Consider the following 25788-nt stretch of genomic DNA (forward strand, 5'->3'; position numbering starts at 1 on the left):
AGCATATAATATGGAAGAATTAATCCGGTTCTACATTAAAAAGAAGGAGTTTAAAAAACTTCAAGTTATTCTTAAAGATTTACAAAGACATGAACTGAAAGAGATTTTTAAACATCTAAAGCAAGATGAACAGGTCATTTTTTTTGAAGTCCTTTCAGAAGATAAAGCAGTGGCGTTGTTCAAAATTCTTGGCACTCAGCAGCAAAAAAATCTTTTAGATGCGCTACAACCGCCAATGGTGCAAACTTTTCTCAATCAGCTGTCGTCAGACGATCGTGTCAGACTTTTTGACCGACTACCTGAAAGACGAGTGAAGAGTCTTCTGGGTGTTTTAACACCCGATAATAGAGCAGAAACACTCCACCTCCAAGCTTATGTCCCAGAAACAGCCGGTCGAATTATGACAACGGAATTTGTAACTTTGACAGAAGATATGACCCAAGAAAAGGCGTTGGCAAAAGTCACAGAGGAAGCCACGCGCAAGGAAAACATCTATATTTTGTTTATTATTGACGAGAAGTTAAAGCTCACTGGTTTTATAACTTTACATCGACTTTTGATGATGGCACCAACAGCAGTCATTAATGAGCATATGTCGCGTCAACCGATTTCTGTTAAAACTTCTGAGGACCAAGAAAAGGTGGCACAAAAAGTCAAAGAGTTGGATCTTCTGGCTTTAGCTGTGGTGGACGATACTAATAAATTAGTAGGCATAGTAACTTTCGACGATGCAATGGAAATTCTTGAAGAAGAGGCAACAGAAGACATTTTGAACCAAGCAGGTTTATCCGACTTAAAAGATACAGAGGAGGACCGCAGCAAGCTACTTATTAATGGCAAATTAAACAAAATTTTGGCAGTACGTTTACCCTTTCTTTTAGCCACTTTGTTGTTAAGCATGCTTTCTGGTTTAGTCATTGAAAATTTTGAACAAACTTTAGAATCCATCGCAATGGTGGCAATTTTTATCCCATTGATTATGGGCATGGGAGGAAATATTGGGACACAATCTTCAACAGTCTTTACACGAGGCTTGGTTTTGGGGCATATTGAGATTGAGAACTCCCTTGAGCACTTTTTCAAGGAATTACGTGTCGGTTTGACCATTGGCGCATTGATGGGAATTATGGCGGGGCTAATGGCGACCATATGGCTAGGTTTTCCGATGTTAGGTTTGGCAGTTGGTTTAGCCCTTTTTGCCACGATGACCGTCGCATCCTTGCTGGGCTTTTTAGTCCCTTTTATCTTAATCAAGTTAAAAATCGACCAAGCTGCAGGATCAGCACCAATCATTACAACGATTAAAGATTTAGTTGCCTTACTGATTTACTTCACCTGCATCTCGCTCTTCCTTGGTCATCTTATTTCAGGAGTTTGATAAGATAGAAAAAATTTAATTTTTGTTAAAATAGACAAATATGAGACTAGATCACTACCTGTTCCTCAATGGATGGAAAGATAAGAAAGAACGCAAACGCTTGATACAGACCAGAAAGATTATAATTGATGGAGAAGTAGAGTATAACCTAAGTCGCAATGTCGATCCTCAGATGCATGAAATTATTGTCAATCAGCAACAGCTCACAACATTTGGACATCATTATTTTATGATGAATAAGCCAGCTGGTGTACTTTCAGCCAATAAAGATGAGCACCTGCCCACCTATCGTGACCTTGTGGAAGAAAAGAATGATGCACTCTATCCTGTGGGACGGCTAGACTTTCTAACGACAGGATTATTATTCATCACGGACAATGGGCCACTGGGCATCGATATGCTAAAGCCACAGCAACATGTTTCTAAAACATATTTCGTAGAGACATGGGAACCACTTGAAGTAAGTGATAGAGTTGCATTTGAAGCAGGCCTTGAATTTATCGGAGGCGTTCGTACGCAGCCAGCGCAACTCGAAATTTTAGATGTGCATCATGCTAAAGTTACTATCCAAGAAGGCAAATATCATCAGGTCAAGAAAATGTTCTTAGCTTTAGGTAAAAAAGTTGAGCAACTTCAACGTTTAAATTTTGGACCGCTGGTCCTAGATGAAGATTTGCAACCAGGTGCTTATCGCCCTCTTACGCAGCAAGAAATCTTGAGTCTGAAGCCTTATATGAGAAAGTAAGATTCTTTGACAGTCTGATAAGGCAAGTGTTATAATCATTATCACTTAGAGCCGATGAAGAAAGGAAGTGTCACTATGCCTATTTATGATTTCACAGTGAAGGGAAAACAAGGAGATGATATCTCTTTATCCGACTATAAAGGAAAAGTTCTACTCGTAGTGAATACTGCGACAAGATGTGGTTTTACACCACAATATGATGGACTTCAAAAACTTTATGATGAATATAAAGAGTCCGGGTTTGAAATTCTCGATTTTCCTTGTAATCAATTTAAAGAGCAAGCACCTGGCACAGCTGATGAGATTGATCAGTTTTGTACATTGAACTATGGAACAACTTTCCCACGCTTTCAAAAGATTGATGTTAATGGCGCGGATGAAAGCCCGCTCTATACATGGTTAAAAGAAGAAAAAGGAAGCCCGCTTGGAAAAAAAATCAAGTGGAATTTTACGAAGTTTTTGATCAACGCTCAGGGAGAAGTTGTCGCACGTTATGCTCCAGCAACAGAACCTGAAAAAATTGCCAAAGATATTAAAAAAGAGCTTGAAAAAGTAGAAAAATAGGAGCACGTGCCTCCTGTTTTTTCTTTTGGTATCATTATAAAGAAGCTCATATTTATAGCTGGTTTATGCTATAATTGAGGCATGAATATTCTGCTCGAAATCCAAACGAAATTAAGAGAACTTTCCCCTAACGAGTCAAAAGTTGGAAAGTATGTTCTCGCTTTTCCTGAGGCTGTCATCAACCTAAGCACCCAAGACATTGCTAAAAATAGTCAAGTGTCACCAGCTACAGTTATTCGCTTTGTCAAATCCATCGGACTTGAAGGTGTTCCCCAACTTAAGCAGCAACTTTCCGTCTGGAAGGCGAGCGCCCAATCGGATACAGATTTTCAAGAATTACGTCCTAATGAAGAGATAGACTCAATAAAATCAAAATTAAAAGCGCGCATTAATCATATGACAGAACTTGTTAATGGTCATTTAAACAATGAAAGACTTGCTAAAACGGTCGACCTGATTGATGAAGCGGAGTTAATCTTTATTTTCGGGATTGGGGCTTCTTTTCTTGTGGCACAAGACTTAGCTCAAAAATTGAACCGTATTGGCAAAATCAGTATTTGCGCGGACAATACGCATACGATGGCTGTTAATTTAACCAATAATAATCAAAAGAAACTCTTTATCGCTGTCAGTGACCGAGGGGAATCCCGTGAAGTTTTAGCTATGCTTGATTTGGCTCAAGCTGAAAAGATTGAAACCATTGCGATTACCGGTATCGAAAACTCAAGTCTGGCTAAACGTGCCGAATATCCGCTCATTTCTCTATCAGGAGAGAATTTTGAGTTTAGGCATGCAGCTACGGTTTCAATGCTGGCACAATTGTATCTCATCGATTTGCTCTTTTATGCCTATGTCAGCAAAAACTTTGATGATGCACGAGAATCAGTGATTCGTTCTTTAGATATCGTTCGTCATCTGGAAAAAAATTATTGATGTGAAGTTATACATAAAAACAGTAAAAATCTTGGCGTTTTCGTTGTGAAGCGAGATTTTTACTGTTTTCTTTACCTTAAACTTTTTTATGTTAAAATAGAAGAATGATTTTACTACAAGGGAATGGGATAGCACGCACTTTTGGTGGCGATGTTTTATTCGAAAATATAAATTTTAATCTTCAGGACCACTCACGCATGGCTTTAGTCGGACGCAATGGTGCGGGAAAATCGACTTTATTGAAGATTATTGCAGGCGTTGAAGAACCTTCAGCAGGATCGATTTCTAAGGTCAAGGACTTGCATTTAAACTATTTGGCTCAAGATACAGGACTTTCTTCAGAATTAACGATTTTTGAAGAAATGTTGACGGTCTTTGAAAAACTCCGTCAAACAGAGCGACAATTGCGTCAGATGGAATTACAGATGTCGGAGTTAACGGGTGGTGACTTAGAGAGTTTGATGCACCGTTATGATTCTTTATCGGAAGAATTTCGTCAAGCCAACGGTTTTACCTATGAAGCAGAGATTAAGTCAGTACTTAATGGTTTTCGTTTCGATGAGAAGATGTGGGACCGTGCTATTTCTTCTTTATCTGGTGGACAAAAGACAAGGTTGGCTTTGGCAAAAATGCTTTTGGAAAAGCCTGATTTGTTGATTTTGGATGAGCCAACCAACCATTTGGATATTGAAACATTGGCATGGTTAGAAACTTACCTGAAAAACTATTCAGGAAGTCTTTTGATTGTCAGTCATGACCGTTATTTCTTAGATAAGGTTGTGACAGAGACCTTGGAGATTTCACGAGGCAAGCTGACACGCTTTGCAGGAAATTACAGTAAATATATTGAACTTAAAGCAGAGATGCTCGCCACTGAGCAAAAGAACTATGATAAGCAACAAAAAGAAATTGAAAAATTAGAAGATTTCGTTGCTCGAAATATGGTTCGTGCCTCCACAACAAAACGTGCCCAATCACGCCAGAAAAAGTTGGAAAAGATGGAGCGTATCGAAGCACCGAGCGCAAGCGAAGCGGCTGCTCATATGACCTTTTCTCCAGCTAAAAAGTCGGGCAACATCGTTCTTACAGTTGAAGATGCAGCAGTGGGATACGATAAAGTCCTCGCTGAACCTATCAATATCGATACACGAAAACATGATGCCATTGCTATTGTTGGACCAAACGGGATCGGGAAGACAACATTGATTAAGTCAATTATTGGTCAAATTCCTCTTCTTAAGGGTCAGGTGAAGCTGGGAGCGAATGTCGACTTAGGATACTATGATCAAGAACAAGGGGCGCTGACACCTTCTAACAGTGTTCTTGACGAGATTTGGAATGAGCATCGTCTCTTACCAGAAGTAGAAATACGTAATCTTTTAGGGGCTTTCCTTTTCAGCGGCGAAGATGTGAAAAAGACCGTTTCGATGTTATCGGGAGGAGAAAAAGCACGTCTTCTCTTGGCGAAGCTCGCTATGCAACATGATAATTTTCTTGTATTGGATGAACCTACCAACCACTTGGATATCGACAGCCGTGAGGTTTTGGAGAATAGCTTGATTGACTTCGATGGTACTTTACTCTTTGTCAGTCATGACCGTTACTTTATCAACCGTGTAGCGACCAAAGTCCTCGAAATATCACCTCAAGGAAGTAAACTTTACCTGGGCGATTATGATTACTATTTAGAAAAAAAACGCCAAGAAGAAGAGACACATCAAGAAGTTGTTTTGGAAGAACAACCAGAAAGTTCGGGCCAGATGGACTATGCACAACAAAAAGAAGCACAGAAAATCCGTCGCAAGTTCGAACGTGAAGTCAATGCTGCGGAAGAAAAACTTGCTGCTCTGGAACAACAAAGCGAAGAAATTTCCCGAGCTATGTTAGACATAACAGATGACTTTGTTAAACTAGGTGAACTCCAAGCAGCACTCGACCAACTGGCTGAACAAAAAGAAGAAACAGAGATGAACTTACTGGAAGCGATGGAAAGCTTAGAAAGTTTATGATTGCAAACTTACAGTAAATCTGTTAGACTATATAACAAGAAACCTTTAAATTAGCACGAGAGGCTAGCAAGGAAACCGTATAATTGTCTATTTGTATAGTATTTAGGTGCATTCTAAATATTATTGGCATATTTTTTACGCACTTGCAGCTTTATGCAAGTGTTTTTTTGTGTAAAACAGCGTGCTATTGATATTAACTTAAGGGACTAGAAAGAGGATAACATGTCATTATCAAAAACTATCGCTGCTGATTTACTCGAAATAAAAGCTGTAAGCTTATCGCCGAGTGCACCATTTACATGGGCAAGTGGGATTCAATCTCCTATTTATACAGACAACCGTGTGACCTTGGCTTATCCAGAAGTACGCACTCGTATTGAGCAGGCTTTTGCGGATTTGGTCAAGGCAGAGTTTCCTGAGGTCGAAGTAATTGCAGGTACAGCAACAGCAGGTATTCCTCATGGTGCAATTATTGCTGACTATCTTCAATTGCCTTTTGCCTATATTCGTAGCAAACCAAAAGATCACGGCGCAGGAAATCAAATCGAAGGACGTGTCTCTAAAGGACAAAAAATGGTATTGGTTGAGGATCTTATCTCAACAGGAGGCTCAGTACTAGAAGCAGTGGCTGCCGCAAAACGTGAAGGGATAGAAGTTCTCGGTGTGATTGCTATCTTTACCTACCAACTCGAAAAAGCAGCAACAAAATTCCAAGAAGCGCAAGTGCCGTTGCACACATTAACAAATTATTCTGAACTTATCCAAATCGCTCAGGAAACAGGCTATGTAACAGAAGTTGAACTTGAAATGCTTAAAAAATTCAAAGATAATCAAGAAACATGGAATAAATAACATAATAAACATTATGTAAAATATAAAAAGGGGAACAGATGATACTCATAAAAAACGGCCGTGTAATCGATCCTGAGTCCGGTTTTGATCAAGTTGCTGATGTGTTAGTTAAAGATAAGAAGATTATTCGTATTGCCCAAGATTTGGAAGAAGAAGGTGCAGATATTATTGATGCCAGCAACATGATTGTTGCTCCTGGGCTCATCGATATTCATGTTCATTTTCGTGAACCAGGTCAAACGCATAAAGAGACGATACACACTGGTGCTTTATCTGCAGCACGTGGTGGTTTTACGACAGTAGTAATGATGGCAAATACTAAACCGATTTTATCGAGTCCTGAAGTGCTTGTAGAGACACTGAAACTTGCAGATGAAGAGAAAATTCATATTAAGTCCATTGCTTCTATTACCAAAGATTTTGACGGGCGACATTTGACGGATTTTGATGCTTTGTTAAAGGCAGGCGCAGTTGGCTTTTCAGATGATGGTATTCCACTGAGTGATTCAGGGGTCTTGCATGAAGCTTTGAAGAAAGCCAAGGAAACGGATAGTCTGCTCTCTATTCACGAGGAAGATCCCAACTTAGTGGATACGCTTGGAATCAATGAAGGCGAAGTGGCACACCAATGTGGTCTAACAGGAGCGACAAAGGTGGCTGAGTACAGTATGATTGCACGTGATGCAATGTTGGCTTTGGATATTCAAGCGCGTTTACATATTCAACATTTGTCTGCAGGCGAAAGTGTAGATTTAGTTCGTTTTGCGCAAAAGATGGGCGCAAAAGTTAGTGCTGAAGTTACACCACAACATTTTTCATTGACAGAGCAAGCTGTCCTAGAGATTGGTACAAATGCAAAGCTTAATCCTCCACTGCGTCAAACAAAAGATATTGCGAAAATTTTGGAAGGCTTGAAAGATAACACGATTAGTGTTATTGCGACAGATCATGCGCCACATACCCATGAAGAAAAAAATGTTGCTTTGGCTGAAGCACCGAGCGGAATGATCGGCTTAGAAACTTCTTTGCAACTGGGGCTTACGCATTTGGTTACTCCTGGACATCTTGAACTGGCTCAATTGCTGGCGAAAATGACTGTTAATCCAGCCAAATTATATGGTTTTGATGCGGGATATTTAGCGGAAGGTGGACCGGCTGACATTACTATTTTTGATGCTCATAATACTTATAAAGTGGATGAAAACTTTGATTCCAAGGCAAGTAACTCACCATTTATCGACCAAGAACTTGTGGGACAAGTCAAATATACGATTTGTTCGGGAGAAATTGTTTACCGCCCATAAAAATCTTGCAAGAGCTTACATAAATTGTTAAAATGATTTTAATGTTTAATAAATTTTATTCTAAGCAATAGGAGAAATCTCATATGAAAATCAGTAAAACAATTAATGCTCCTGTCGAGTTTGTCTACAATCAGATTCTGGATTCATCACTTTACGATATCGAAAAAAATACTGGGCACAGACCTGACATCAAGTCTCTTAATGGCTTTGAATACTCAAAAACATTTGGCAAAAACCAACATGGAACTATTACGATTGATGAAGTTGTGAAAGCCAATAAGTATGCTTTTACCACGAAAACTATCCGTAATACATTCAATACACGTTGGAATTTTCATCCTGTTGATGATAAGAAAACAGAGATAACTATTGAGGAAAGCCGTACTTCCAGCGGAATGATTCAAAAATTAAATGATATGTTTGTCGGAACGCTTCTGGGACACTGGAAAAAACGTCAGATGGTCGCTATTTTGAATCACATTGAACAAGCTTATAGTGGTGGGAAGTGAAAAGATGGAAAAGAAACAGCATGAACTTTTAGCCCTAGCGACTTATGCTTTTAATAAGCCCCGGAGTAAGGAGCGAGAAGAAGCGTTTGATAAACTTTTAAGTTTTTCAAAACCTTACAGTTACTGGGAAAACGATGAGCTATCCTCTATGATTATCGATACCTCTTTTAGGGTCTATTGGAAGGATGCAAAGCTAAAGATGTCGGGAATTGGTTATGTTGCCTCTTACCCAGAATTTAGAGGAAACGGCAGCATTCGTAAACTCATGACCGATATTTTAGAAGACAACTATGAAGCTGGCACCGCCTTAAGCTATCTGGCTCCCTTCTCTTATCAGTTTTACGGACAATTTGGTTATCATTACGCTTTTGACCAAAAAGCATATACGATTCCTGCACAAGAATTTCCTAAAGGCAAAAAAACAGTGGGTCAAGTGCAGCGCCGCACTGTAAGTGAGAAGCTTTTGGAAGAAGTGGCTGAGGTCCATGATCAAGTCTATAACCAAGGTTCACTAGTCCGTCCACAACATGTTTGGGAATACTATTTCAAGTATAAAGCACAGCCCTTCTTTGCGACTTATGAGGAAAATGGCAGAGTCCTAGGTTACTTAATTTATGAATTTGCAGGTACGGCTTTTGTAATTCGTGAATGTATTACATTGACCCAAGAAGCTCAAGATGCACTTTATCGTTTTGTCTCAAGCCACGCTGCAAGTTTTGAAGTCATCAAATGGACTGCTCCTTCAAATGTTTTCCTCGAATATGATTTGGCTGAACCATCACGCATAGAGCTACAGTTGCAACCTTATATGCAAGCTCGTATTGTTAATCTGCAAGCATTTTTGAAAGTGAACGGTCAGCCTGAATTTTCTGCCCGTATTGTTGATGATATTTTGCCACAAAATAATATCTGTGTGGGCCCTGACACAGACCAACCAGAGGAAATGACCATTGGAGTATTTACTGCCCGTGTACTACGAGAAAATAAAGCCATTCTTCGTGAATATTTTTAAAATAGTCAAACTAAACACCGAATCTTAACTTTTTTTGTAAGATTTGGTGTTTTTATTAATTAAAACTAAAAAAATAACACGATTTTGTTTCTAAATTTGTAACATGTTTCAGAAATCAGCCGGAAAATTAAAGTTTTTAATGGTTTGAAGAAAATGAAAGCGCTAAAAATAAGGGTTTCATTAAAAAATACTTGTTTTTTTGCTTAATATTGTTTGGACAAATTATATTTGAAATCGCTTTCTGAAACCGCTATACTATTGGTATAGATAAAAAGAAGGAGATCATAGAAATGGCAGAAAAAGTTATTGCATTAGCCTGTGCAGCAGGTATGTCAACATCATTACTCGTGACAAAAATGCAACAAGCTGCACAAGAAGCAGGAAAAGATTATGAAATCTACGCAAAGTCTGTAGCTGAAATTGACAACATGTTGTCTGGCTCAGAGAAACCAGATGTATTGCTTCTCGGTCCGCAAGTGGCTTACATGAAAAATGAAGTCATCAAAAAAGCAGCAGCAGTTGATGTTCCTTGTGATGTGATTAAAATGCAAGATTACGGCATGATGAATGGAAAAAATGTTGTAGCAGCCGCTGACGCATTAATGAATGGATAAAGAGAATTTGTAGAAATTCTAGATAAAGAAAGGAGTATTATGGGAAAACTAGGAATCTCGATTTATCCGGAACGTTCCAACTTTGAAGCTGATAAAGCCTATTTAGACTTAGCGCACCAATATGGTTACACCCGTGTCTTTACCTCACTTTTAGAAATCAAAGGAGATAAGGAAGCAGTTCTTGAGGGCTTTACGAAAGTGATTGCTTATGCTAATAGTCTTGGTATGGAAGTCATGGTAGACATTAATCCCGCCTTATTTGAACAACTTAACATTAGCTATGATGATTTAAGTTTCTTTGATGAAATGGGTGCTGATGGTATTCGTTTAGACCTCGGATTTACAGGAGCTGAGGAAGCACGTATGACGCGCAACCCTTATAATCTTAAGATTGAGATTAATATGAGTCAGGGAACAAGTTATGTGGACAGTATCATGGATTACTCGCCTAACATTGAAAACTTACTTGGCAGTCATAATTTCTATCCTCACCGTTACACAGGTCTAGCGTTTGATCATTACGTGAAATGTACCGAGAAATTCAAAAAGTATAATTTAAATACTATGGTGTTTGTTAATTCTCATGAAGCAACATTTGGACCGTGGCCCACACAAGATGGCTTATGTACCTTAGAGGATCATCGTGACTTAAGCTTGAAGACACAAGTAAAACATTATAAGCTTTTAGATGGTATTGATGATATTACTATTGCTAATGCTTATGCGAGTGAAGCAGAGCTTAAAACAATGGCAGAAGTTTTCCATGCGCAAATGCCAGAACTCAAAGTTGTGCCAAGAGCTACGATGACGGAAAATGAACGAAAATGTGTCTTTGAGGCTACGCATAGTTATCGTGGCGACCGCTCAGAGTACATGCTACGTTCAACCATGACTCGCGTTATTTACAAAGACTTGGATTTTCCGCCACATGATACAGATACTATAAAACCAGGCGATGTGATTATTGACAATGATGGATATGGTCAATATAAGGGGGAAACCCAAATTGCTCTGAAGGAAATGAAAAATGATGGCCGGGTCAATGTTGTTGGACATATCGCGGAAGACGAAATGTTCTTACTTGACTTTATCAAGCCTTGGAGTTCGTTTAAATTTATTGAAAGTGATGAGCTATAATTTATAACCTTATACGCAAATAAATTAAAATTTTAGGAGGAATTCTATGAACGGAATTACGATGTGGATGGAGAAATATCTCGTCCCAGTAGCAGCAAAAATCGGGTCGCAAAAGCACCTGGTTGCCTTGCGTGACTCATTCATTGGTATCCTGCCAGCAACACTGACAGGTGCCCTTGCAGCGATGGTATCAGCCATCGTCACAACATTCCCACAGTCCATTCAACAAATGGTTTTGGGTCCAACCAAGTTTGCCCAACTCGCACCAGAAGATGTTTGGACGCTTGCTAATACACCAATCATTGGCGATTTGAATAACATTTCAACACTTGTCAACCAAGGGACTTTGACAGTTATTGGTCTTATCTTTGCTTTCTCTTGGGGTTACAATTTGGCCCGTGCTTATGGTGTCAATGACCTTGCAGGTGGTGTTGTAGCAGTTGCCACTCTCTTTGCTGGTTTGCCAAACCAAATGCCTAAATTCTTGGATGCTTTGGGTGTGAGCGATGCCGGCGTAGCTGCAACAGACAAAATCAATGGTGTATTGACTGGTCAAGGTCTCGCAGCATGGAAGCCACTCTTTGCTGCCGCACATATGGATGCTGGTGCTTACTTTACGATTATCATTATGGGTGCCCTTGCGGTGATTATTTATGCTAAACTTATGTTAGCAGATATCACTATCAAGATGCCTGAGTCAGTCCCACCGGCTGTAGCAAAAGCTTTCCTTGCGATTATTCCAACGATTGCTGCAATCTACGCTGTGAGCTTGATTTACTATGTTATTGATAAATTGACACATGATTCTGTAATTAATTTGATTACACACTATATTGCAGAACCCTTCCAAATTCTCTCACAAAATATTTTCTCAGTTCTTATTGTTACACTCTTCGTTTCAATCTTCTGGTTCTTTGGACTTCATGGACCAAACGTCTTGGCACCTGCTCTTGATGGGATTTGGCTTCCACTTGGTCTTAATAACCAAGCCCTTTACTTCCAAGTTCACTCAGACGGTATTCGTGACTTAGTAGCGCGTGGTGCGATTGATAAAGCACATGCGATTAATGGTGACTATGTCAGTCTTTGGGTTCGTGGTTCATGGGATGCCTTCGTCTGGTTTGGTGGTTCTGGTGGTACAATTACCTTAATCCTTGCCATTCTGATCTTCTCTAAACGTAAAGATTATAAGACAGTGGGACGTCTTGGTTTAGCACCAGGTATCTTCAATATTAATGAACCTGTACTCTTTGGTATGCCAATTGTACTGAACGCTATCTTCTTTATCCCATTTGCAATTGCTCCATTGGTAGCGGTTATTATCGCCTATGTTGCAACGATGCTTCATTGGGTAGATCCAGTTGTCAGTGCTGTGCCATGGGTTACACCACCAATTATGAATGCCTTCCTTGCTACAGGATTTGACTGGCGTGCAATTATCTTAGCAATTGTCAACTTACTTGTCACCTTTGCTATTTGGACACCATTCGTTATTGCAGCAAACAAGATGGAAGAACCTGAATTATAAAAAACAGAAAGGAACCCAATGATTATTGTTAATGTAGCTATGATGCAAGAAAAAGTAATTCAACTTCTAGAAGAAAATGGATTTACTTATAAGGAAAAAAAGGGATTGAAACTCTATTTTCGAGGTCCGAATAGCGACTTAGCTACGGATGCTCAAACTGCAAAACGCTTAATTAAACAAAGTTCATTTGGTTCAGCATTATTCTTTAACGTCGAGGAGGTTTAAATATGGCTTGGATATATGCATTACTTAGTTTGTCACTCTTACTTCTAGCTTATCAAAACTGGAGTTTTGGAGGTACACTCTTTATTCTATCTGTGGTCATGCTTATACTTGCACGACAAAAGAAGAAAAAAGAAGAATAATAAAAAAGACTTGCTACGGCAGGTCTTTTATTATGTTTGACTTTAAAGCAGAAGCGTTATAAGATGAAAGAAGTGAGTATAAGCTTTATGGTTTGAGGCAAATCTCATCCTTTGACTAAATACCCCCAAGGGTATATAATGGATATATCAAAAATTTGAGGAGAGAGAATTATGCGTTCAATCCAAACGAAGCAATTAAAAGAGAAACTCGGTCAAGTTGTACTGATTGATGTTCGAGAAGAGGACGAATATCTTGAAGGACATGTGCCAACAGCAATCAACATACCCCTGAGTGTTTTAGAGCAAAGATACTTAGAGATAGAAGATGAGAGCTATATTATTTGTCAAAGTGGTATGCGGTCTATGCGCGCTTGTCAATTCCTAGAGGCACAAGGAGTGGCAACTACGAATGTTACAGGTGGTATTCTGTCTTGGGATCAAGAATTAGAAAAATAAGAGGAAGAAAATGACGAAAAAATATCTTATCGTTGGGGGCGTTGCCGGTGGCATGAGTGCAGCCACTCGATTACGCCGTTTAAAAGAAGATGCAGAAATTATTGTTTTTGATAAAGGACCATATGTTTCTTTTGCAAACTGTGGGCTCCCCTACTATCTCTCTGGTGAAATCGAATCAAGAAATAAACTTATCCTACAAACACCTGAAAGTCTGGCACAGCGTTTTAATTTAGATGTTCGTCCTGAATCTGAAGTGGTTTCTATTGAGCCGGATAATAAAGAAATTACTGTAGTATCGAATGGGACAAGCTACACGGAAAATTATGATGCATTGATTTTGTCACCTGGCGCAAGTCCTTTTATTCCGCCTATAAAAGGTTTAGCGGAAGCGGATAATGTCTTTAGCCTACGTAACATTCCTGACTTAGATAAAATCACAAACTATATGGAAATGGAGCACCGCAAGCAAGCATTGATTATTGGCGCGGGTTTCATCGGTCTAGAGATGGCTGAAAACTTACGAAAACTTGGTTTAGAGGTTACAATCATCGAAAAAGCCAATCATGTTTTACCAACTCTTGATCAGGAAATGGCCGTTCATATTGAAGAAGAGTTGACACATAATGGCTTGAAAGTACTCACGGGTGTGTCTGTTGTAGAGTTCCAAGACCAAGGAAAAACGGTTATTCTGGAAAATGGCGACAGTCTTAGTACGGATGTGGTTATCCTTTCTGTGGGGATTCAAGTGGAGTCAAAACTTGCTACTGATGCGGGGGTTAAGCTTGGAATGAGAGGAGCAATTCTTGTCGATGAGCAATATCAAACATCTGTGCCTGATATTTATGCTGTGGGAGATGCCATTCTTGTTAAAAATCAGATTACAGGTAATGATGCACTTATCTCCTTAGCAAGCCCAGCTAATCGCCAAGGACGTCAAGTTGCAGATATCTTAGCAGGATTACCTGTTACAAATAAAGGGAGTATCGGAACAGCTATTGTTCGAACTTTCAGTTTGACAGCTGCCTCTACTGGACTTTCAGAGAAGCAGACACAAGATGCGGACTTAAAATATAAGGCTGTGCATATCACAGCTAATGATCACGCAGGTTATTATCCTGGCGCAAGCTCTATTCTTCTCAAACTTATCTTCAATCCAGAAAGTGGTCATATCTATGGAGCATCAGCAGTTGGGCAAAAAGGTGTAGATAAGCGTATTGATGTTTTGGCAACAGCGATTAAAGCAGGGATGACGGTTTTTGATTTACCAGAACTTGAATTGAGCTATGCGCCACCATTTGGCTCTGCTAAGGATCCTGTGAACATGATTGGTTATGCGGCTATGAATATTGCTATGGGCTTGTCAGATAACATTCAGTGGCATCAGCTCGAAGCAGAACTTGCCCAAGGTAAAGTACTCTTAGATGTGCGTCAAGAAAATGAAGTGGCGCGTGGTGGTTTTAAAGAAGCGATAAATATACCATTAAACGATTTACGCCAAAGTATGGACAAATTAGATAAAAATAAAGAATACATTGTCAGCTGTCAATCAGGACTTCGCTCTTATACAGCTGAACGTATCTTGAAACAAGAAGGCTTTAAAGTAGAAAATCTTGATGGAGCTTATGGCTTGTACAGTAAGGTGAAGGACATTTAACTCAAACTGAACGAAAGGATTATTTTAGGATAGTCCTTTTTTCTTATTGAAATTTTTAATGAATTTGTAGGCTGCTTATGGTATAATATTAAAAAATATTTGTTAGATTTGGGGAAGTCATGAGACTTGAACTATATGAAGAAAAGCCAGAAGAAGCGAGTGCAGCTCTTGCTCAGGTTTTTGAAGCCTTTAGTAAAGAAACAGAAGAGGCCGAGTTGCAAACAGTACGCTATAACTTAGCTGAAGATGCGGACATCTTTGCGCATCATCCTGTTGTCAATCAAGCAATGAAAAAAATGGAAGCGGCTTTGCCTTTGATGTTGGTAGATGGAGAAATTATGACGATTGGCGCTTACCCTGATATGGAAGATTTGACGGAGATTACGGGTTTGAGTTTTCAAGATATTAGAACACGAGAATGTCAGTGTGGCAATTGTAACTGTGGAAAGGGATAAAATGATCGAAAATTTTCAACGACCAAGCAAGGAAGAATATTTTAAAGAAATCGTCGAAGTTGTAGCTAAACGCTCTACCTGTACGCACGCTCAAGTTGGTGCTCTTCTCGTGACTGCGGATGGGCAAATTCTTTCGACAGGCTATAATGGTTCTGTAGCACTTATGCCGCATTGTACAGATGTAGGGTGTCTGGAAGATAAAGACGGACATTGCATTGCGACTGTTCACGCGGAGCAAAATGCAATTGCCCAAGCAGCAAAGCACGGTGTTTCACCAGAGGGAGCAATTCTTTATACGACTTTATTCCCTTGTATCGCTTGCTTGAAGCTCGTCTTGGCATCGGGTGTAAAACATATCAAATATATCAATGAATACCATGCTAAAAATCCTTATGAGGAAGAGTTGATTGAAACTTTAGGTATTCAAGTTGAAAAAATATAAAAATCCAGAAATCATGCTGGTTTTTTTATTTTAACGTAAAAAACGGTTCCCTAAGTTTATCTGTAAAATTTATTCTTACTTGAGCTTTTTATGTCTGTTTTTGCTAAAATAAATAAATGGGAATAAAATACAGTCAAACACATAAAGTCGCTTTTTATGAGAGCGACACACGAGGCAAGATGAAAATATCAGATCTTCTTGCCGTAGCACTTCAAATTTCGGGAGAGCAGTCTTATACGTTAGACCGTAGCGACACATGGATTTGTGATAACTTCAATCTATTTTGGGCTGTTATCGAGCACGAAGTTCAGGTTCATCGCTTACCCGAGTTTAATGACCAGATTACAATTGAAACAGAAGCCACGTCTTACAATAAATTCTTTTGTTATCGTGACTTTATTTTCAAAAATACAGCTGGCGAAACCTTAGTAAAAATAAGTTCAACTTGGGTTTTGATGAACAAAGATACACGTAAGGTAGAACGTGTTGTTGATGAGATTGTGGCACCTTATGAGGCACCAAAAGTCAGCAAAATTGTTCGTCCTCACAAATATCTTACCTTGTCTGATCAAGCGCAATGCAGCCTAGCTTTTCCAATTCGTTTCTCTGATCTGGATATGAATGGACATGTGAACAATGCTAAATATTTCGACTGGGCTGTTGATCAGTTGGACTATGATTTCCGTATGGCATACGAACCTAAAAAAATATATATTCGCTATAATCACGAACTCCTTTATGGCAATCATGAGTTTATTCATCCTGTTTTTGAATTTCAAGGAGACACCACTTGCCATATTATTAGGAAAGATGGTGTAGATAATGCTAATATTGAGATTGAGTGGTCAAAAATAAGCGAGGAGAATGAACGAAAATGAGAAAAGGTTACAAAAAGTATAAAGGATATCTGATTGATTTAGATGGCACGATTTATATGGGCAATCATCGTATTCCTGCAGGGGAAGACTTTGTTCATCGTTTGCAAGAAGCGAAAGTTCCTTATCTGTTTTTAACAAATAATACGACAAAAACCCCACGAGTGGTCCAAAAACGTTTGGCTACACAGTTTAATATTGATACACCTTTAGAAACTATCTATACAGCAAGTGCAGCTACAGTCGATTATATGAACGATTTAGGCTTGGAGAAGACTGTTTATATTATTGGTGAAGATGGCTTAAAAGAAGCAATCTATGAAGCAGGCTATAAAAAGGATCGTGAAAATCCAGCATATGTTGTTGTTGCTTTGGATTCTGACTTGACATATGAAATGCTTGCTTTGGCAACTCTTGCTATACATAAAGGCGCGAAATTCATCGGCACAAATCCAGATTTGAACCTCCCAAGCGAACGAGGACTTTTGCCAGGAGCTGGCTCTTTGGTTAAAATGATTGAAGCAGCTACCCGTGTTCAACCAACCTTTATTGGGAAACCTGAGGCGATTATTGCGGAAAAAGCAGTCGAAAAAATGGGCATTCCTAAAGAAGATCTTTTAATGGTTGGCGATAATTATTTAACAGATATTCGTACAGGTATTGATAATGGTATCGACAGTTTGCTTGTTACAACAGGCTTTACAAAACCTGAAGAGGTTCCTGGACTTCCAATACCACCGACACACGTTGTTTCAAGTTTAGAACATTGGGAAGTTTGAGATGCGTGATCGCTTGATTTTTGCGTCTCTTATTTTATGGGGGATTGCCGCAGCAGTAAGTTTAACTTTACTTTTGGCTGTCCCACTCTTTTACATAGATATTCATTTGGAAAATTTGACCCAGATATCAGGACTTTCAGCAGAAGTACTAAGAAATAACTTTAATGTTCTGATGACTTATCTGGTTAATCCATTTGAAAGTGTGTTACAGATGCCTGATTTTCCTTCGTCTCCCGATGCTTTACAGCATTTTAAGGATGTGAAAAAGCTCTTTATGCTTGCTTTAGGACTCGCGCTTGTCCTGAGTCCCGCGCTCATCTTATTTTTGAAAGAACATTTAGCCATTCTCTATCATAATGGCCTACGTTTTGTGATGGGAACTCCTTTGTTTATTGGTTTGGTTGCTGCCTTGATTGGATTTGATAACTTTTTTATCTATTTCCATGAGATTTTTTTCCGAGATGACACCTGGCTCTTCAATCCCGATACAGATCCGATCATTAATGTCTTGACGGAGAACTATTTTATGTTCACTTTTATTCTATTTGTCATCCTTTTTGAATTAATTTTTTTCCTCCTTTACTGGTCAGGAAATAAAAGACTGCAAAAGAAAACTTTCGGTAAAACCGAACGATGAGATGTAAAACTGATATGAAATCAGTTTTTTTTCTTTTGTTTTTATCAATATGCGTTAAAATAAATAAGGAAGGTTTGGTTTGCAGAGATTTTTATCGCCAAACTAGCGAGGTTGTCCATAACGGAAACTCGGTCGGTATTCTGTAATAACAAATGAATAAAGAGGCATTCTTATGAACACAATGGTTCCAGTTTTTGATTACGAAGATATCCAACTTATCCCTAATAAGTGTATTATTAACAGTCGTAGTGAAGCAGACACGTCAGTTAAGTTGGGGGATCACACTTTCAAACTTCCCGTTGTTCCAGCAAATATGCAAACAATTATTGATGAAAATATTGCTGAAATGTTAGCTAAGCAAGGTTATTTCTATATCATGCATCGTTTTGAAGAAAGTACACGTAAAGACTTTATTGAAAAAATGCATGCTCAAGGTTTGATTGCATCAATTTCTGTAGGTGTTAAAGACAATGAACGTCAGTTTGTACGTGAGTTGGCAGAAACAGCAACAATTCCAGATTATATTACAATTGACATCGCGCATGGTCACGCCAATTCTGTTATTGAAATGGTACAGCTCATCAAGCGTTTGATGCCACAAGTTTTTGTTATTGCGGGGAACGTAGGAACACCAGAAGCTGTCCGTGAGTTAGAAAATGCTGGTGCTGATGCAACGAAAGTTGGGATTGGCCCAGGTAAAGTTTGTATCACTAAGGTAAAAACAGGATTTGGTACAGGCGGTTGGCAGCTTGCAGCTTTACGCTGGTGTGCAAAAGCAGCAAGTAAACCAATTATTGCTGATGGTGGTATCCGTACGCACGGTGATATTGCTAAGTCTGTTCGTTTTGGTGCAACAATGGTAATGGTTGGTTCACTCTTTGCAGCTCACGAAGAGTCACCTGGTAAAACTATTGAACAAGATGGCAAACTTTTCAAAGAATATTTTGGCTCAGCAAGTGAATACCAAAAAGGTGAACACAAAAACGTTGAAGGAAAGAAAATTCTTTTGCCACACAAAGGTGCATTGAAAGATACACTTCAAGAAATGCAAGAAGATCTCCAAAGCTCTATTTCTTACGCCGGTGGACGTGATCTTAATGCATTACGTAAAGTCGATTATGTTATCGTGAAAAATTCTATTTGGAACGGTGATTCATTATAAAAGATAAAAACTGTCTAGTGACAGTTTTTTTATTTATATTAAATAGTAGAAAGTTAATTATTTTTGAATCCAAGTAGAAGATGATGTAGAATGTTAGTAAAGATAGAAAAAGAAAGCAGGGTGAGATATGAAAGTACTTATCGTTGGTGCAAATGGAAAAGTGGCGAAACATTTAGCCAAAAACCTAAAAGACTATCCTAAACTTCAAGAAAAAGCTGTTATCCGTAAAGAAGAACAACAGGAATTTTTTAACCAATTAGAGATTGAAACTATAATCTTGGATATTGTCAATAATTCAATTGAAGAATTTGCTGCAGCAATGTCTGACGTTGATGCTGTTGTTTTTAGTGCCGGCGCAGGTGGTTCTGGATTGGATAAAACAATTATGATTGACTTAGATGGAGCGGTTAAAATTATGACGGCAGCCGAAAAAGCAAAGGTCAAACGTTTTGTTATGGTCAGCACTTTCCGAGTGGGAAGAGAAGAAATTACACGTCAAATTCAAGAAGATTCTTCGCTTAAGATTTACACGATTGCAAAGAATTATGCGGATGAATGGCTCAAAACACGAACAGAGTTAGACTGGACAATTATTCATCCTGGAATGCTTACAGACAAAGAAAGTACTGGTAAGGTAGCATTAGCAAGCCATGTGGAAGCAGGAGGAATTCCGCGAGAAGATGTGGCTAAAGTTATTTTGGAAACGTTGGTAAACGACGTGACCATCAGAAAAGAATTTGAAGTGGTCAGTGGAGTCACTCCGATCGATGAAGCCGTCAAAAATTTAAAGGATTAAAAGAAATGAACGTGTGACTTAAATCACACGTTCACTTTTTTTACATGAATGTCATATTGTTGCTGATAATATTGGGCAATTTCTTGACTACCAATTTGATGAAATATTTCTAATGCTTGAAGCATCATCGTATTTCCAGCCTTTTCATCTTTGAAACGATAGGTCCAGAAACCTTTGGAGAGGTTAAGGAGATTGCGCAAAAACATCGATTGTACGAGTTCTAGTGATTCAACCCGATTGAGAATATGTGCACTGTATTCTTGGTAGCCTTTGCTTGCTAAGAGTGCTATAGCACGACAGCATGCACAAACAAAAATTTCCAGATATTTCACGGAGTTAAATATTTTATGCTTTTTTTCTAAGAGGAATAAGTCAAGAATATATAAAATATCGCGTATGCTTAATTTATTCATTGTAAAGTAAAATACATAAAGCTCAATCTGGCCCCAAACTTTGATATCATAGAGATAATCTGTGATTGTATCAATATTTTCTGAACTTAATTCAGTATATGAAGCTTTTGCTGCTAAGGAGATATAAGGATAGCCTGCTTCAAAAGCGACTTTATAGAGATTGTCAAGTGCTTTTTTATCTTGTTTAAGAAAAGCCATCTCGATTTCCTTTAAAAGGGCTTCTGATTCATTGGGTGCATAATCGTTTAAAAGGTATTCGTATTCCTCAAGCCCAATCCCCATCAGTTGCAAAGCTTGTACGACTTTTTTAAAATTCATCATGGTTTCAGCTCGCTCAAAACGAGAAAGGGTGGCTTTTGAGATTCCTATAGAAGAAAAGTCCGATAAGGAGATATGTTTTTGCTCACGTATTTGTCGAAAAACATATCCAAATTTTTTATATACCATAAAATCTCCAGTCATTCATAGTGGCAGTTATAGCTATACTATCAGAAAATGCAACAAAAAATTAAAGTGTTATCAAATACGTGACGATAAAGAATATCGTTGCTTTTATGCAACGATATGAAAAGATAAAATTATTTATTATATTATAATATATTGTAAGAAGCAGAAGAAGAAAAGCCACTTTTCTTTTTCATCAAAAGGATAGAGGTGAAGATGATGGATCTTATCAAAGAAATACTGGGGCCTTATTTTTTTGCCAAATTATTTTTGATTCCGGCAATCTTAGGTGGAATATTTCTCACTAAAAATATCATCCATCGCAGTAAATACGCTGAAAATCCTTACTCTGCCTTTTGGTTCTATTCGAGTAATTTTACATTATGGATTTTTCTTTTAAAATTATTATTTATTGAAATAGCTCAGGATGGTGCTTATGGTTATTTACTGAGTGATATTTCGCTCATTTTTATTGCTATTGCAGTCGATTATTGTATTGTTACGCATTATGAAAAAATAGAATATGCTATGCTTCCGCTATTTACTATTTTCTATCTGTTTTATATTTACAACTATGGTTTTCATTGGAAGTCGATTTTATTAGTTACCTTATCTCTGGGTCTTTTTTGGCTGACGCTCTATTTTATTGCCAAAAATCAAACGGCTGTAATGCAAAGTTATGGTAAAATGATGCTGATAGGTTTAAGTCTGGTTGTTTCTGTGCAGCTCTTATTCCTTTCCGAATTTGCTTTTAGTTTGATACATTCATTAGAAATTTTCTGGAAAACATTTATACTCCTTGTGATTGCCAAGTTTATTTTGTTGGATATTTCTTCTATTGTAGGAGAGTATGCAAAGTACAAACGATATACTTATATTGATGCACTGACCAATGTATATAATAGGAGAAAATTTGAAGAAACGATGGATGAAATCCTCGCCAGTGATCAGATTTCCAAATTTTCATTAGTCTTTTTTGATATTGATAATTTTAAACACATTAACGATCATTATGGGCATAGCTCAGGTGATTATGTATTAAAAGAAATTTGTATGCTCATCAAAAAGTATTTAAGAGAAACAGGAGAAAACGGGCAACTTTTCCGCTATGGTGGTGATGAATTCTTTCTTCTTTTTCGCAATCGCAAAGGAGAAGTCGTACGTGATATTATGGAGCAGATAGCCAAGGAAATTTCCGAATATGTCTTTCACGCGAGTTCTAACACTATTAAAACATCAATTTCAGTCGGGGTGTTTGAAATTACGGATAAAGTAACACGTGACCAAGCCATCTATCGTGTCGATAAGCATTTATATATTGCAAAAGAAAACGGGAAAAATCAAGTTTACTTTAAATAGAAAAAAATGATTTTTCTCTTTTTTTTGTCTATTTCATTTTGTTTTAAGAAAGTTTTTAAGTATACTGAAGTTGTAGGAAACAGGAAGGTGTGCTTTTACATTAAAGGAGTATCAGATATTGCAAAAGGAAGAATTAAACAAGGAACAAACCGAAGAAAATTACAGTTATTCCGATCTGTTCTTTGAAAAGGGACATTGGCTTTTCAAAATTAAACAACTCCTCATCGCTCTTTTGGGTTGGGTGTGCTTCATTGTGCCGACTTTTATTACCATAGCATCCTTTTTATATAAGACTTCAAATGGGAAGTATGGCATTGCCTTTTGGAAATATTCCGAAGGAGTTTTGGAAATTAAATTTTTGTTGATTCTGCTGGCTTTCTGTGTGGTCATCACCTTTACTTATGCAGCGAGCATGACAATTATTCAAAATAACCGAAGGGAATCGGTCATTGAAAAATGGCCTACATTTGATTCGGTCTCCAGTATTGAGCGAAGAAAAAGGGGAAAGAAATTTATGGCGGACCGCTTCGGTGAAGAAGAATTCCGTCATAATGTAAAATATTTTGAAGTTCTACCAGAAAAGAATTTAAAAAATGACGAGCTTTCAAAAGTTCTAGGTAAAGATGAGGTTGATACTTATGATATCTGATATTTTCGGGCAGATGTTTACATCGGATAGTGGTCTACAAATGGTTATCACCGTGTGTTTAATAATCTTGTGTCTTTATCCCGTTATTGGTGCTTTGTTTTGGTTTTTTGGCTCTTTGAGTTACCGTTTCCTAAAAAAAGGGCGAAAAGAGACAAATTTTGTGGAACTAGCACCTGATGAGCAACCGATGATTACGATTATGATTCCTGCTCATAATGAAGAAGTGATGATTGAGGAAACGATTGAGTACTTAGCTACAATGCTCAATTATAGTAACTATGAAATATTAGTGATTAATGATGGTAGTACCGATCAAACTTTGCCTATTCTCCAAAACTTACAAGAAAAGTACGATAAGTTGCGTGTTATTAATATCTTGAAAAATCAAGGAAAGGCACACGGATTTAACATTGGTACTTACTTTGCGAAGGGGGAATATATTTTAAGTAATGATGCGGATACAATCCCTGAAAGAGATGCGCTTATGAAATATATGAACTATTTCATGAGTGAAATCGATGTCAACACAGCTGCGGTTACAGCCAATATGGATGTGCAGAACCGGACGACTATTATGGGAAAATCGCAAACTGTTGAGTTTTCAAGTATCGTTGGTGTTATTAAAAGAAGCCAAACCGCGATCAATGATTCAATGTACTCGTACAGTGGAGCGAATACCATGTATAAAAAGCAGTTTTTGATCGACGTTGGCGGCTTTAGACAAGACCGAAGTACAGAGGATATTAGTATAGCTTGGGATCACTTAATGTATGGCGTGACGCCGCGTTTTGCCCCAGATATTATTTTTCACATGAATGTACCAGAAACCCTTTCGCAGCTCTATAAGCAAAGAAAACGTTGGGCTCAGGGAGGTACTGAAGTATGGTTTACTAACTCACTGAAGTTTATCTTGCATCCCATTAAGTACCGTTATGTTCTGTCAATATTTATAGACACGACTTTTTCCATCATTTGGTCATTCTTCTTTTTCATTACGTCAATTATATTTATCTTGGCTATGCTCTATTTCCTTATTGTAGGTAATTATGAGCGGCTTTGGCATGGATTTGCGATGTCCTTTATCTTTGTTACCTTCGAGCTTATAGCGGGCACCTTGCAGCTTTTAGCCGCATTAATCTTAGACAGTAAGGGACAAAAATTCAAATACTTTATTTTTGCTCCCCTCTATATGTTATTTTTCTGGATGGTCAATCCATTGACGATAATCACGACTTTTATACCAGCCATGAAGGCTTGTTTTGGTAAAAGTGAACACGCTGGTGCTTGGGTCAGCCCTACAAGGAAAAGCCTGAAGAAAGGATAAACTATGCTTTTAGATGTAATGTTTCTGTTGACAATAATCTTTATTCTTCTCTGCTTGCTCGGAATTGTGACCAGCTATGTTTGGGCGAAACGACAAAACAGAATTTATCCTAAAACAATGGAAGATGCTGAAAATTATACTTTTTACTTTCAGACAATTATTGATAATAAAGGAGAAAAAACTGGTTTAGAAGCACTGCTCCGCAAGTATGATGTAGAAAAACAAGAATGGGTTTTCCCAGATGATATTGATAAATTTACCTTACGTGAAGTGATTTATCTGCTTCATAAAAGTTTTGTGAAAATAAACTATCCGTCACAATTTTTAGCCATTAATATTAGCCTGAAACAACTTGCCGATCCACGTTACGAATACTTTATTCGCTGGGTCAAAGGCGAATGTTATCCGATGGAACTGCGGATTGAAATCAATGTGGAGTTGACAGACAAGATTGGCTGGCTTATGAAATCAAGAATCAAGAAGAATTTGAAGTTAAGCCAAGACATTGGTGTTCATGTTATCCTTGAAAAAGTCGAACCAAGTAAAAAATACTTTCACAAGATCAAGTGGCTATTGAATGATATCTATGGTGTGAAAATCCCGCTTTCTAAATTTCAAAAGAAAAGTGATTCTGAATGGTTTGATCTCAACATGGGCGATTGGGTCCGTTTGATTAGAGAAAAAAACAAAAATATTGATGTCACTGAGGTTGAAGATCGAGAAGGTATTGATTTAGCCGATAAATTAAAAATCGACAATCGACAAGGTTATTTTATAGACAAGCCTCATTATGAGAAATAGCTTGTTCTATTTTTTTTTGCTTAAATTAGTGCTTGAAAGTTGCATTATTTAGGAAAAAGAGTAGAATAGGTTTGAGCAAAACGATTTTAAAAAAATGTGGCGCATCTCAGACAATAATCAATGAAAAAAGGACGAGTACGGAAATGACTGAAATGACTTTTGAAGAACGCTTAAAACAGCTTCGAAAGACTTATCTTGAAGGCGATAATGAAGATAAGGAAGCTCAAGAGATGAATGCTTTCATGAGTTTATCAAAAGAAGATAAAATCAAAAAAATTGAAGCCCATTTAACAGAAATTGAAAATAAAAGAGAAGCTTTGGAAAGCACTATCTCCAATCAAACAGATGCTCTCTCACGTGAGAATATTCAGCATCATCTGGAAGCATTAGCTGACAAAAAAGAACTTATGCTTCAAAAATTAGAATATGTTAAAAAAGATGAATTTAGTGCTGCAAAACGAGAACGAATCAAACGTCAGTTGGCAGAACTGGAATTTAAACGTTGTCGTCTACGCATGAATAATAAGGACTGTTCAAAGTTGGACAAGAAAATTCAAGAGAAACAAAGACGATTTAGAAATGATATTTAAGG

Annotated in this window: 29 protein-coding genes; 28 read left to right on the forward strand and 1 reads right to left on the reverse strand. The window is 37.9% G+C overall.

Features of this window, described 5'->3' with window-relative positions; all coding sequences use genetic code 11:
• The first annotated feature begins 10 nt into the window (after nucleotides 1-10).
• The 23 genes from mgtE to J0J35_RS02980 all read left to right on the forward strand — a co-directional run bounded on the left by mgtE (nucleotide 11) and on the right by J0J35_RS02980 (nucleotide 20206).
• Entirely contained in the window at nucleotides 11-1378 is a 1368-nt protein-coding gene (gene mgtE, locus J0J35_RS02870) for a magnesium transporter (protein ID WP_206917635.1), read from the forward strand.
• 40 nt (nucleotides 1379-1418) lie between these two features.
• The gene (locus J0J35_RS02875; RefSeq protein ID WP_019293488.1) at nucleotides 1419-2123 is read left to right on the forward strand and encodes a 16S rRNA pseudouridine(516) synthase; all 705 of its coding nucleotides are present in this window, start codon (nucleotides 1419-1421) and stop codon (nucleotides 2121-2123) included.
• Nucleotides 2124-2198: 75 nt separating this feature from the next.
• Nucleotides 2199-2687, forward strand: coding sequence for a glutathione peroxidase (locus J0J35_RS02880; protein ID WP_019293487.1), 489 nt, complete (start codon nucleotides 2199-2201; stop codon nucleotides 2685-2687).
• An 81-nt stretch (nucleotides 2688-2768) separates the two neighbouring features.
• Nucleotides 2769-3620, forward strand: coding sequence for a MurR/RpiR family transcriptional regulator (locus J0J35_RS02885; RefSeq protein WP_019293486.1), 852 nt, complete (start codon nucleotides 2769-2771; stop codon nucleotides 3618-3620).
• A 104-nt stretch (nucleotides 3621-3724) separates the two neighbouring features.
• Entirely contained in the window at nucleotides 3725-5629 is a 1905-nt protein-coding gene (locus tag J0J35_RS02890) for an ABC-F family ATP-binding cassette domain-containing protein (RefSeq protein WP_019335863.1), read from the forward strand.
• Between the two features lie 222 nt (nucleotides 5630-5851).
• Nucleotides 5852-6481: an orotate phosphoribosyltransferase gene (pyrE, locus tag J0J35_RS02895; RefSeq protein ID WP_019335862.1), complete on the forward strand. Its 630-nt coding sequence runs from the start codon at nucleotides 5852-5854 to the stop codon at nucleotides 6479-6481.
• Nucleotides 6482-6519: 38 nt separating this feature from the next.
• Nucleotides 6520-7785 (forward strand): dihydroorotase, encoded by a 1266-nt coding sequence (locus tag J0J35_RS02900; protein WP_206917636.1) that lies wholly within the window; start codon nucleotides 6520-6522, stop codon nucleotides 7783-7785.
• Nucleotides 7786-7868: 83 nt separating this feature from the next.
• Nucleotides 7869-8294 (forward strand): DUF3284 domain-containing protein, encoded by a 426-nt coding sequence (locus J0J35_RS02905; RefSeq protein ID WP_019292715.1) that lies wholly within the window; start codon nucleotides 7869-7871, stop codon nucleotides 8292-8294.
• 4 nt (nucleotides 8295-8298) lie between these two features.
• Nucleotides 8299-9306, forward strand: a complete 1008-nt coding sequence (gene eis / locus J0J35_RS02910; RefSeq protein ID WP_206917637.1) for an enhanced intracellular survival protein Eis — start codon at nucleotides 8299-8301, stop codon at nucleotides 9304-9306.
• A gap of 290 nt (nucleotides 9307-9596) precedes the next feature.
• The gene (locus J0J35_RS02915) at nucleotides 9597-9920 is read left to right on the forward strand and encodes a PTS sugar transporter subunit IIB (RefSeq protein WP_019293481.1); all 324 of its coding nucleotides are present in this window, start codon (nucleotides 9597-9599) and stop codon (nucleotides 9918-9920) included.
• A 39-nt stretch (nucleotides 9921-9959) separates the two neighbouring features.
• Nucleotides 9960-11057, forward strand: a complete 1098-nt coding sequence (locus J0J35_RS02920) for a DUF871 domain-containing protein (RefSeq protein ID WP_019292712.1) — start codon at nucleotides 9960-9962, stop codon at nucleotides 11055-11057.
• Nucleotides 11058-11103: 46 nt separating this feature from the next.
• Nucleotides 11104-12585 (forward strand): PTS sugar transporter subunit IIC, encoded by a 1482-nt coding sequence (locus tag J0J35_RS02925; protein ID WP_004257558.1) that lies wholly within the window; start codon nucleotides 11104-11106, stop codon nucleotides 12583-12585.
• Between the two features lie 18 nt (nucleotides 12586-12603).
• A complete protein-coding gene (locus tag J0J35_RS02930) occupies nucleotides 12604-12810 on the forward strand; it encodes a hypothetical protein (protein WP_019335858.1) in 207 nt (68 codons plus the stop codon).
• 2 nt (nucleotides 12811-12812) lie between these two features.
• Nucleotides 12813-12950, forward strand: coding sequence for a hypothetical protein (locus J0J35_RS02935; protein WP_014024702.1), 138 nt, complete (start codon nucleotides 12813-12815; stop codon nucleotides 12948-12950).
• Nucleotides 12951-13121: 171 nt separating this feature from the next.
• Complete coding sequence (locus J0J35_RS02940; protein WP_117518040.1) at nucleotides 13122-13406, forward strand: rhodanese-like domain-containing protein; 285 nt, start codon at nucleotides 13122-13124, stop codon at nucleotides 13404-13406.
• A 10-nt stretch (nucleotides 13407-13416) separates the two neighbouring features.
• Nucleotides 13417-15060: an FAD-dependent oxidoreductase gene (locus J0J35_RS02945; RefSeq protein ID WP_206917640.1), complete on the forward strand. Its 1644-nt coding sequence runs from the start codon at nucleotides 13417-13419 to the stop codon at nucleotides 15058-15060.
• Between the two features lie 119 nt (nucleotides 15061-15179).
• Nucleotides 15180-15515, forward strand: coding sequence for an arsenic metallochaperone ArsD family protein (locus J0J35_RS02950; RefSeq protein WP_019335855.1), 336 nt, complete (start codon nucleotides 15180-15182; stop codon nucleotides 15513-15515).
• Nucleotide 15516: 1 nt separating this feature from the next.
• Nucleotides 15517-15957, forward strand: coding sequence for a cytidine/deoxycytidylate deaminase family protein (locus tag J0J35_RS02955; protein ID WP_004257543.1), 441 nt, complete (start codon nucleotides 15517-15519; stop codon nucleotides 15955-15957).
• Nucleotides 15958-16073: 116 nt separating this feature from the next.
• Nucleotides 16074-16835, forward strand: coding sequence for an acyl-[acyl-carrier-protein] thioesterase (locus J0J35_RS02960; protein ID WP_019292707.1), 762 nt, complete (start codon nucleotides 16074-16076; stop codon nucleotides 16833-16835).
• Nucleotides 16832-17611: a TIGR01457 family HAD-type hydrolase gene (locus J0J35_RS02965; protein WP_017369295.1), complete on the forward strand. Its 780-nt coding sequence runs from the start codon at nucleotides 16832-16834 to the stop codon at nucleotides 17609-17611. The genes J0J35_RS02960 and J0J35_RS02965 overlap by 4 nt, the downstream gene beginning before the upstream one ends.
• A gap of 1 nt (nucleotide 17612) precedes the next feature.
• Nucleotides 17613-18248 (forward strand): TIGR01906 family membrane protein, encoded by a 636-nt coding sequence (locus J0J35_RS02970; protein WP_206917643.1) that lies wholly within the window; start codon nucleotides 17613-17615, stop codon nucleotides 18246-18248.
• 172 nt (nucleotides 18249-18420) lie between these two features.
• Nucleotides 18421-19410 (forward strand): GMP reductase, encoded by a 990-nt coding sequence (gene guaC, locus J0J35_RS02975; protein ID WP_019292704.1) that lies wholly within the window; start codon nucleotides 18421-18423, stop codon nucleotides 19408-19410.
• Between the two features lie 127 nt (nucleotides 19411-19537).
• Entirely contained in the window at nucleotides 19538-20206 is a 669-nt protein-coding gene (locus J0J35_RS02980) for an SDR family oxidoreductase (protein ID WP_206917648.1), read from the forward strand.
• 23 nt (nucleotides 20207-20229) lie between these two features.
• Here J0J35_RS02980 and J0J35_RS02985 read toward each other — a convergent pair whose 3' ends face one another.
• Nucleotides 20230-21066 (reverse strand): Rgg/GadR/MutR family transcriptional regulator, encoded by an 837-nt coding sequence (locus tag J0J35_RS02985; protein WP_206917650.1) that lies wholly within the window; start codon nucleotides 21064-21066, stop codon nucleotides 20230-20232.
• A gap of 213 nt (nucleotides 21067-21279) precedes the next feature.
• On the opposite strand from J0J35_RS02985, the gene J0J35_RS02990 reads away from it, so the two are divergent.
• The 5 genes from J0J35_RS02990 to J0J35_RS03010 all read left to right on the forward strand — a co-directional run bounded on the left by J0J35_RS02990 (nucleotide 21280) and on the right by J0J35_RS03010 (nucleotide 25786).
• Nucleotides 21280-22422, forward strand: a complete 1143-nt coding sequence (locus tag J0J35_RS02990; RefSeq protein ID WP_206917654.1) for a GGDEF domain-containing protein — start codon at nucleotides 21280-21282, stop codon at nucleotides 22420-22422.
• 118 nt (nucleotides 22423-22540) lie between these two features.
• Nucleotides 22541-23071, forward strand: a complete 531-nt coding sequence (locus J0J35_RS02995) for a hypothetical protein (protein WP_206917656.1) — start codon at nucleotides 22541-22543, stop codon at nucleotides 23069-23071.
• Nucleotides 23061-24395 carry a glycosyltransferase gene (locus tag J0J35_RS03000; protein ID WP_206917659.1) on the forward strand — a complete coding sequence of 445 codons (1335 nt, stop codon included), beginning with the start codon at nucleotides 23061-23063 and terminating at the stop codon, nucleotides 24393-24395. Before J0J35_RS02995 ends, J0J35_RS03000 begins: the two co-directional genes overlap by 11 nt.
• A 3-nt stretch (nucleotides 24396-24398) precedes the next feature.
• The gene (locus J0J35_RS03005) at nucleotides 24399-25196 is read left to right on the forward strand and encodes an EAL domain-containing protein (protein WP_206917661.1); all 798 of its coding nucleotides are present in this window, start codon (nucleotides 24399-24401) and stop codon (nucleotides 25194-25196) included.
• 143 nt (nucleotides 25197-25339) lie between these two features.
• A complete protein-coding gene (locus J0J35_RS03010; RefSeq protein WP_206918147.1) occupies nucleotides 25340-25786 on the forward strand; it encodes a hypothetical protein in 447 nt (148 codons plus the stop codon).
• Nucleotides 25787-25788: the final 2 nt, after the last annotated feature.

It is taken from the genome of Lactococcus sp. LG606 (assembly GCF_017309645.1).
Lineage (GTDB): Bacteria > Bacillota > Bacilli > Lactobacillales > Streptococcaceae > Lactococcus > Lactococcus petauri.

Coding starts and splice junctions, on each gene's coding strand:
- J0J35_RS02885 (WP_019293486.1), top strand. CDS start 2,769: ATGAATATTCTGCTCGAAATCCAAACGAAATTAAGAGAACTTTCCCCT.
- J0J35_RS02900 (WP_206917636.1), top strand. CDS start 6,520: ATGATACTCATAAAAAACGGCCGTGTAATCGATCCTGAGTCCGGTTTT.
- J0J35_RS03000 (WP_206917659.1), top strand. CDS start 23,061: ATGATATCTGATATTTTCGGGCAGATGTTTACATCGGATAGTGGTCTA.
- J0J35_RS02960 (WP_019292707.1), top strand. CDS start 16,074: ATGGGAATAAAATACAGTCAAACACATAAAGTCGCTTTTTATGAGAGC.
- J0J35_RS02880 (WP_019293487.1), top strand. CDS start 2,199: ATGCCTATTTATGATTTCACAGTGAAGGGAAAACAAGGAGATGATATC.
- J0J35_RS02980 (WP_206917648.1), top strand. CDS start 19,538: ATGAAAGTACTTATCGTTGGTGCAAATGGAAAAGTGGCGAAACATTTA.
- J0J35_RS02920 (WP_019292712.1), top strand. CDS start 9,960: ATGGGAAAACTAGGAATCTCGATTTATCCGGAACGTTCCAACTTTGAA.
- J0J35_RS02945 (WP_206917640.1), top strand. CDS start 13,417: ATGACGAAAAAATATCTTATCGTTGGGGGCGTTGCCGGTGGCATGAGT.
- J0J35_RS02875 (WP_019293488.1), top strand. CDS start 1,419: ATGAGACTAGATCACTACCTGTTCCTCAATGGATGGAAAGATAAGAAA.
- J0J35_RS03010 (WP_206918147.1), top strand. CDS start 25,340: ATGACTGAAATGACTTTTGAAGAACGCTTAAAACAGCTTCGAAAGACT.
- J0J35_RS03005 (WP_206917661.1), top strand. CDS start 24,399: ATGCTTTTAGATGTAATGTTTCTGTTGACAATAATCTTTATTCTTCTC.
- pyrE (WP_019335862.1), top strand. CDS start 5,852: ATGTCATTATCAAAAACTATCGCTGCTGATTTACTCGAAATAAAAGCT.
- J0J35_RS02990 (WP_206917654.1), top strand. CDS start 21,280: ATGATGGATCTTATCAAAGAAATACTGGGGCCTTATTTTTTTGCCAAA.
- J0J35_RS02970 (WP_206917643.1), top strand. CDS start 17,613: ATGCGTGATCGCTTGATTTTTGCGTCTCTTATTTTATGGGGGATTGCC.
- J0J35_RS02950 (WP_019335855.1), top strand. CDS start 15,180: ATGAGACTTGAACTATATGAAGAAAAGCCAGAAGAAGCGAGTGCAGCT.
- J0J35_RS02935 (WP_014024702.1), top strand. CDS start 12,813: ATGGCTTGGATATATGCATTACTTAGTTTGTCACTCTTACTTCTAGCT.
- J0J35_RS02905 (WP_019292715.1), top strand. CDS start 7,869: ATGAAAATCAGTAAAACAATTAATGCTCCTGTCGAGTTTGTCTACAAT.
- J0J35_RS02925 (WP_004257558.1), top strand. CDS start 11,104: ATGAACGGAATTACGATGTGGATGGAGAAATATCTCGTCCCAGTAGCA.
- J0J35_RS02955 (WP_004257543.1), top strand. CDS start 15,517: ATGATCGAAAATTTTCAACGACCAAGCAAGGAAGAATATTTTAAAGAA.
- eis (WP_206917637.1), top strand. CDS start 8,299: ATGGAAAAGAAACAGCATGAACTTTTAGCCCTAGCGACTTATGCTTTT.
- guaC (WP_019292704.1), top strand. CDS start 18,421: ATGAACACAATGGTTCCAGTTTTTGATTACGAAGATATCCAACTTATC.
- mgtE (WP_206917635.1), top strand. CDS start 11: ATGGAAGAATTAATCCGGTTCTACATTAAAAAGAAGGAGTTTAAAAAA.
- J0J35_RS02965 (WP_017369295.1), top strand. CDS start 16,832: ATGAGAAAAGGTTACAAAAAGTATAAAGGATATCTGATTGATTTAGAT.
- J0J35_RS02985 (WP_206917650.1), bottom strand. CDS start 21,066: ATGGTATATAAAAAATTTGGATATGTTTTTCGACAAATACGTGAGCAA.
- J0J35_RS02940 (WP_117518040.1), top strand. CDS start 13,122: ATGCGTTCAATCCAAACGAAGCAATTAAAAGAGAAACTCGGTCAAGTT.
- J0J35_RS02930 (WP_019335858.1), top strand. CDS start 12,604: ATGATTATTGTTAATGTAGCTATGATGCAAGAAAAAGTAATTCAACTT.
- J0J35_RS02915 (WP_019293481.1), top strand. CDS start 9,597: ATGGCAGAAAAAGTTATTGCATTAGCCTGTGCAGCAGGTATGTCAACA.
- J0J35_RS02890 (WP_019335863.1), top strand. CDS start 3,725: ATGATTTTACTACAAGGGAATGGGATAGCACGCACTTTTGGTGGCGAT.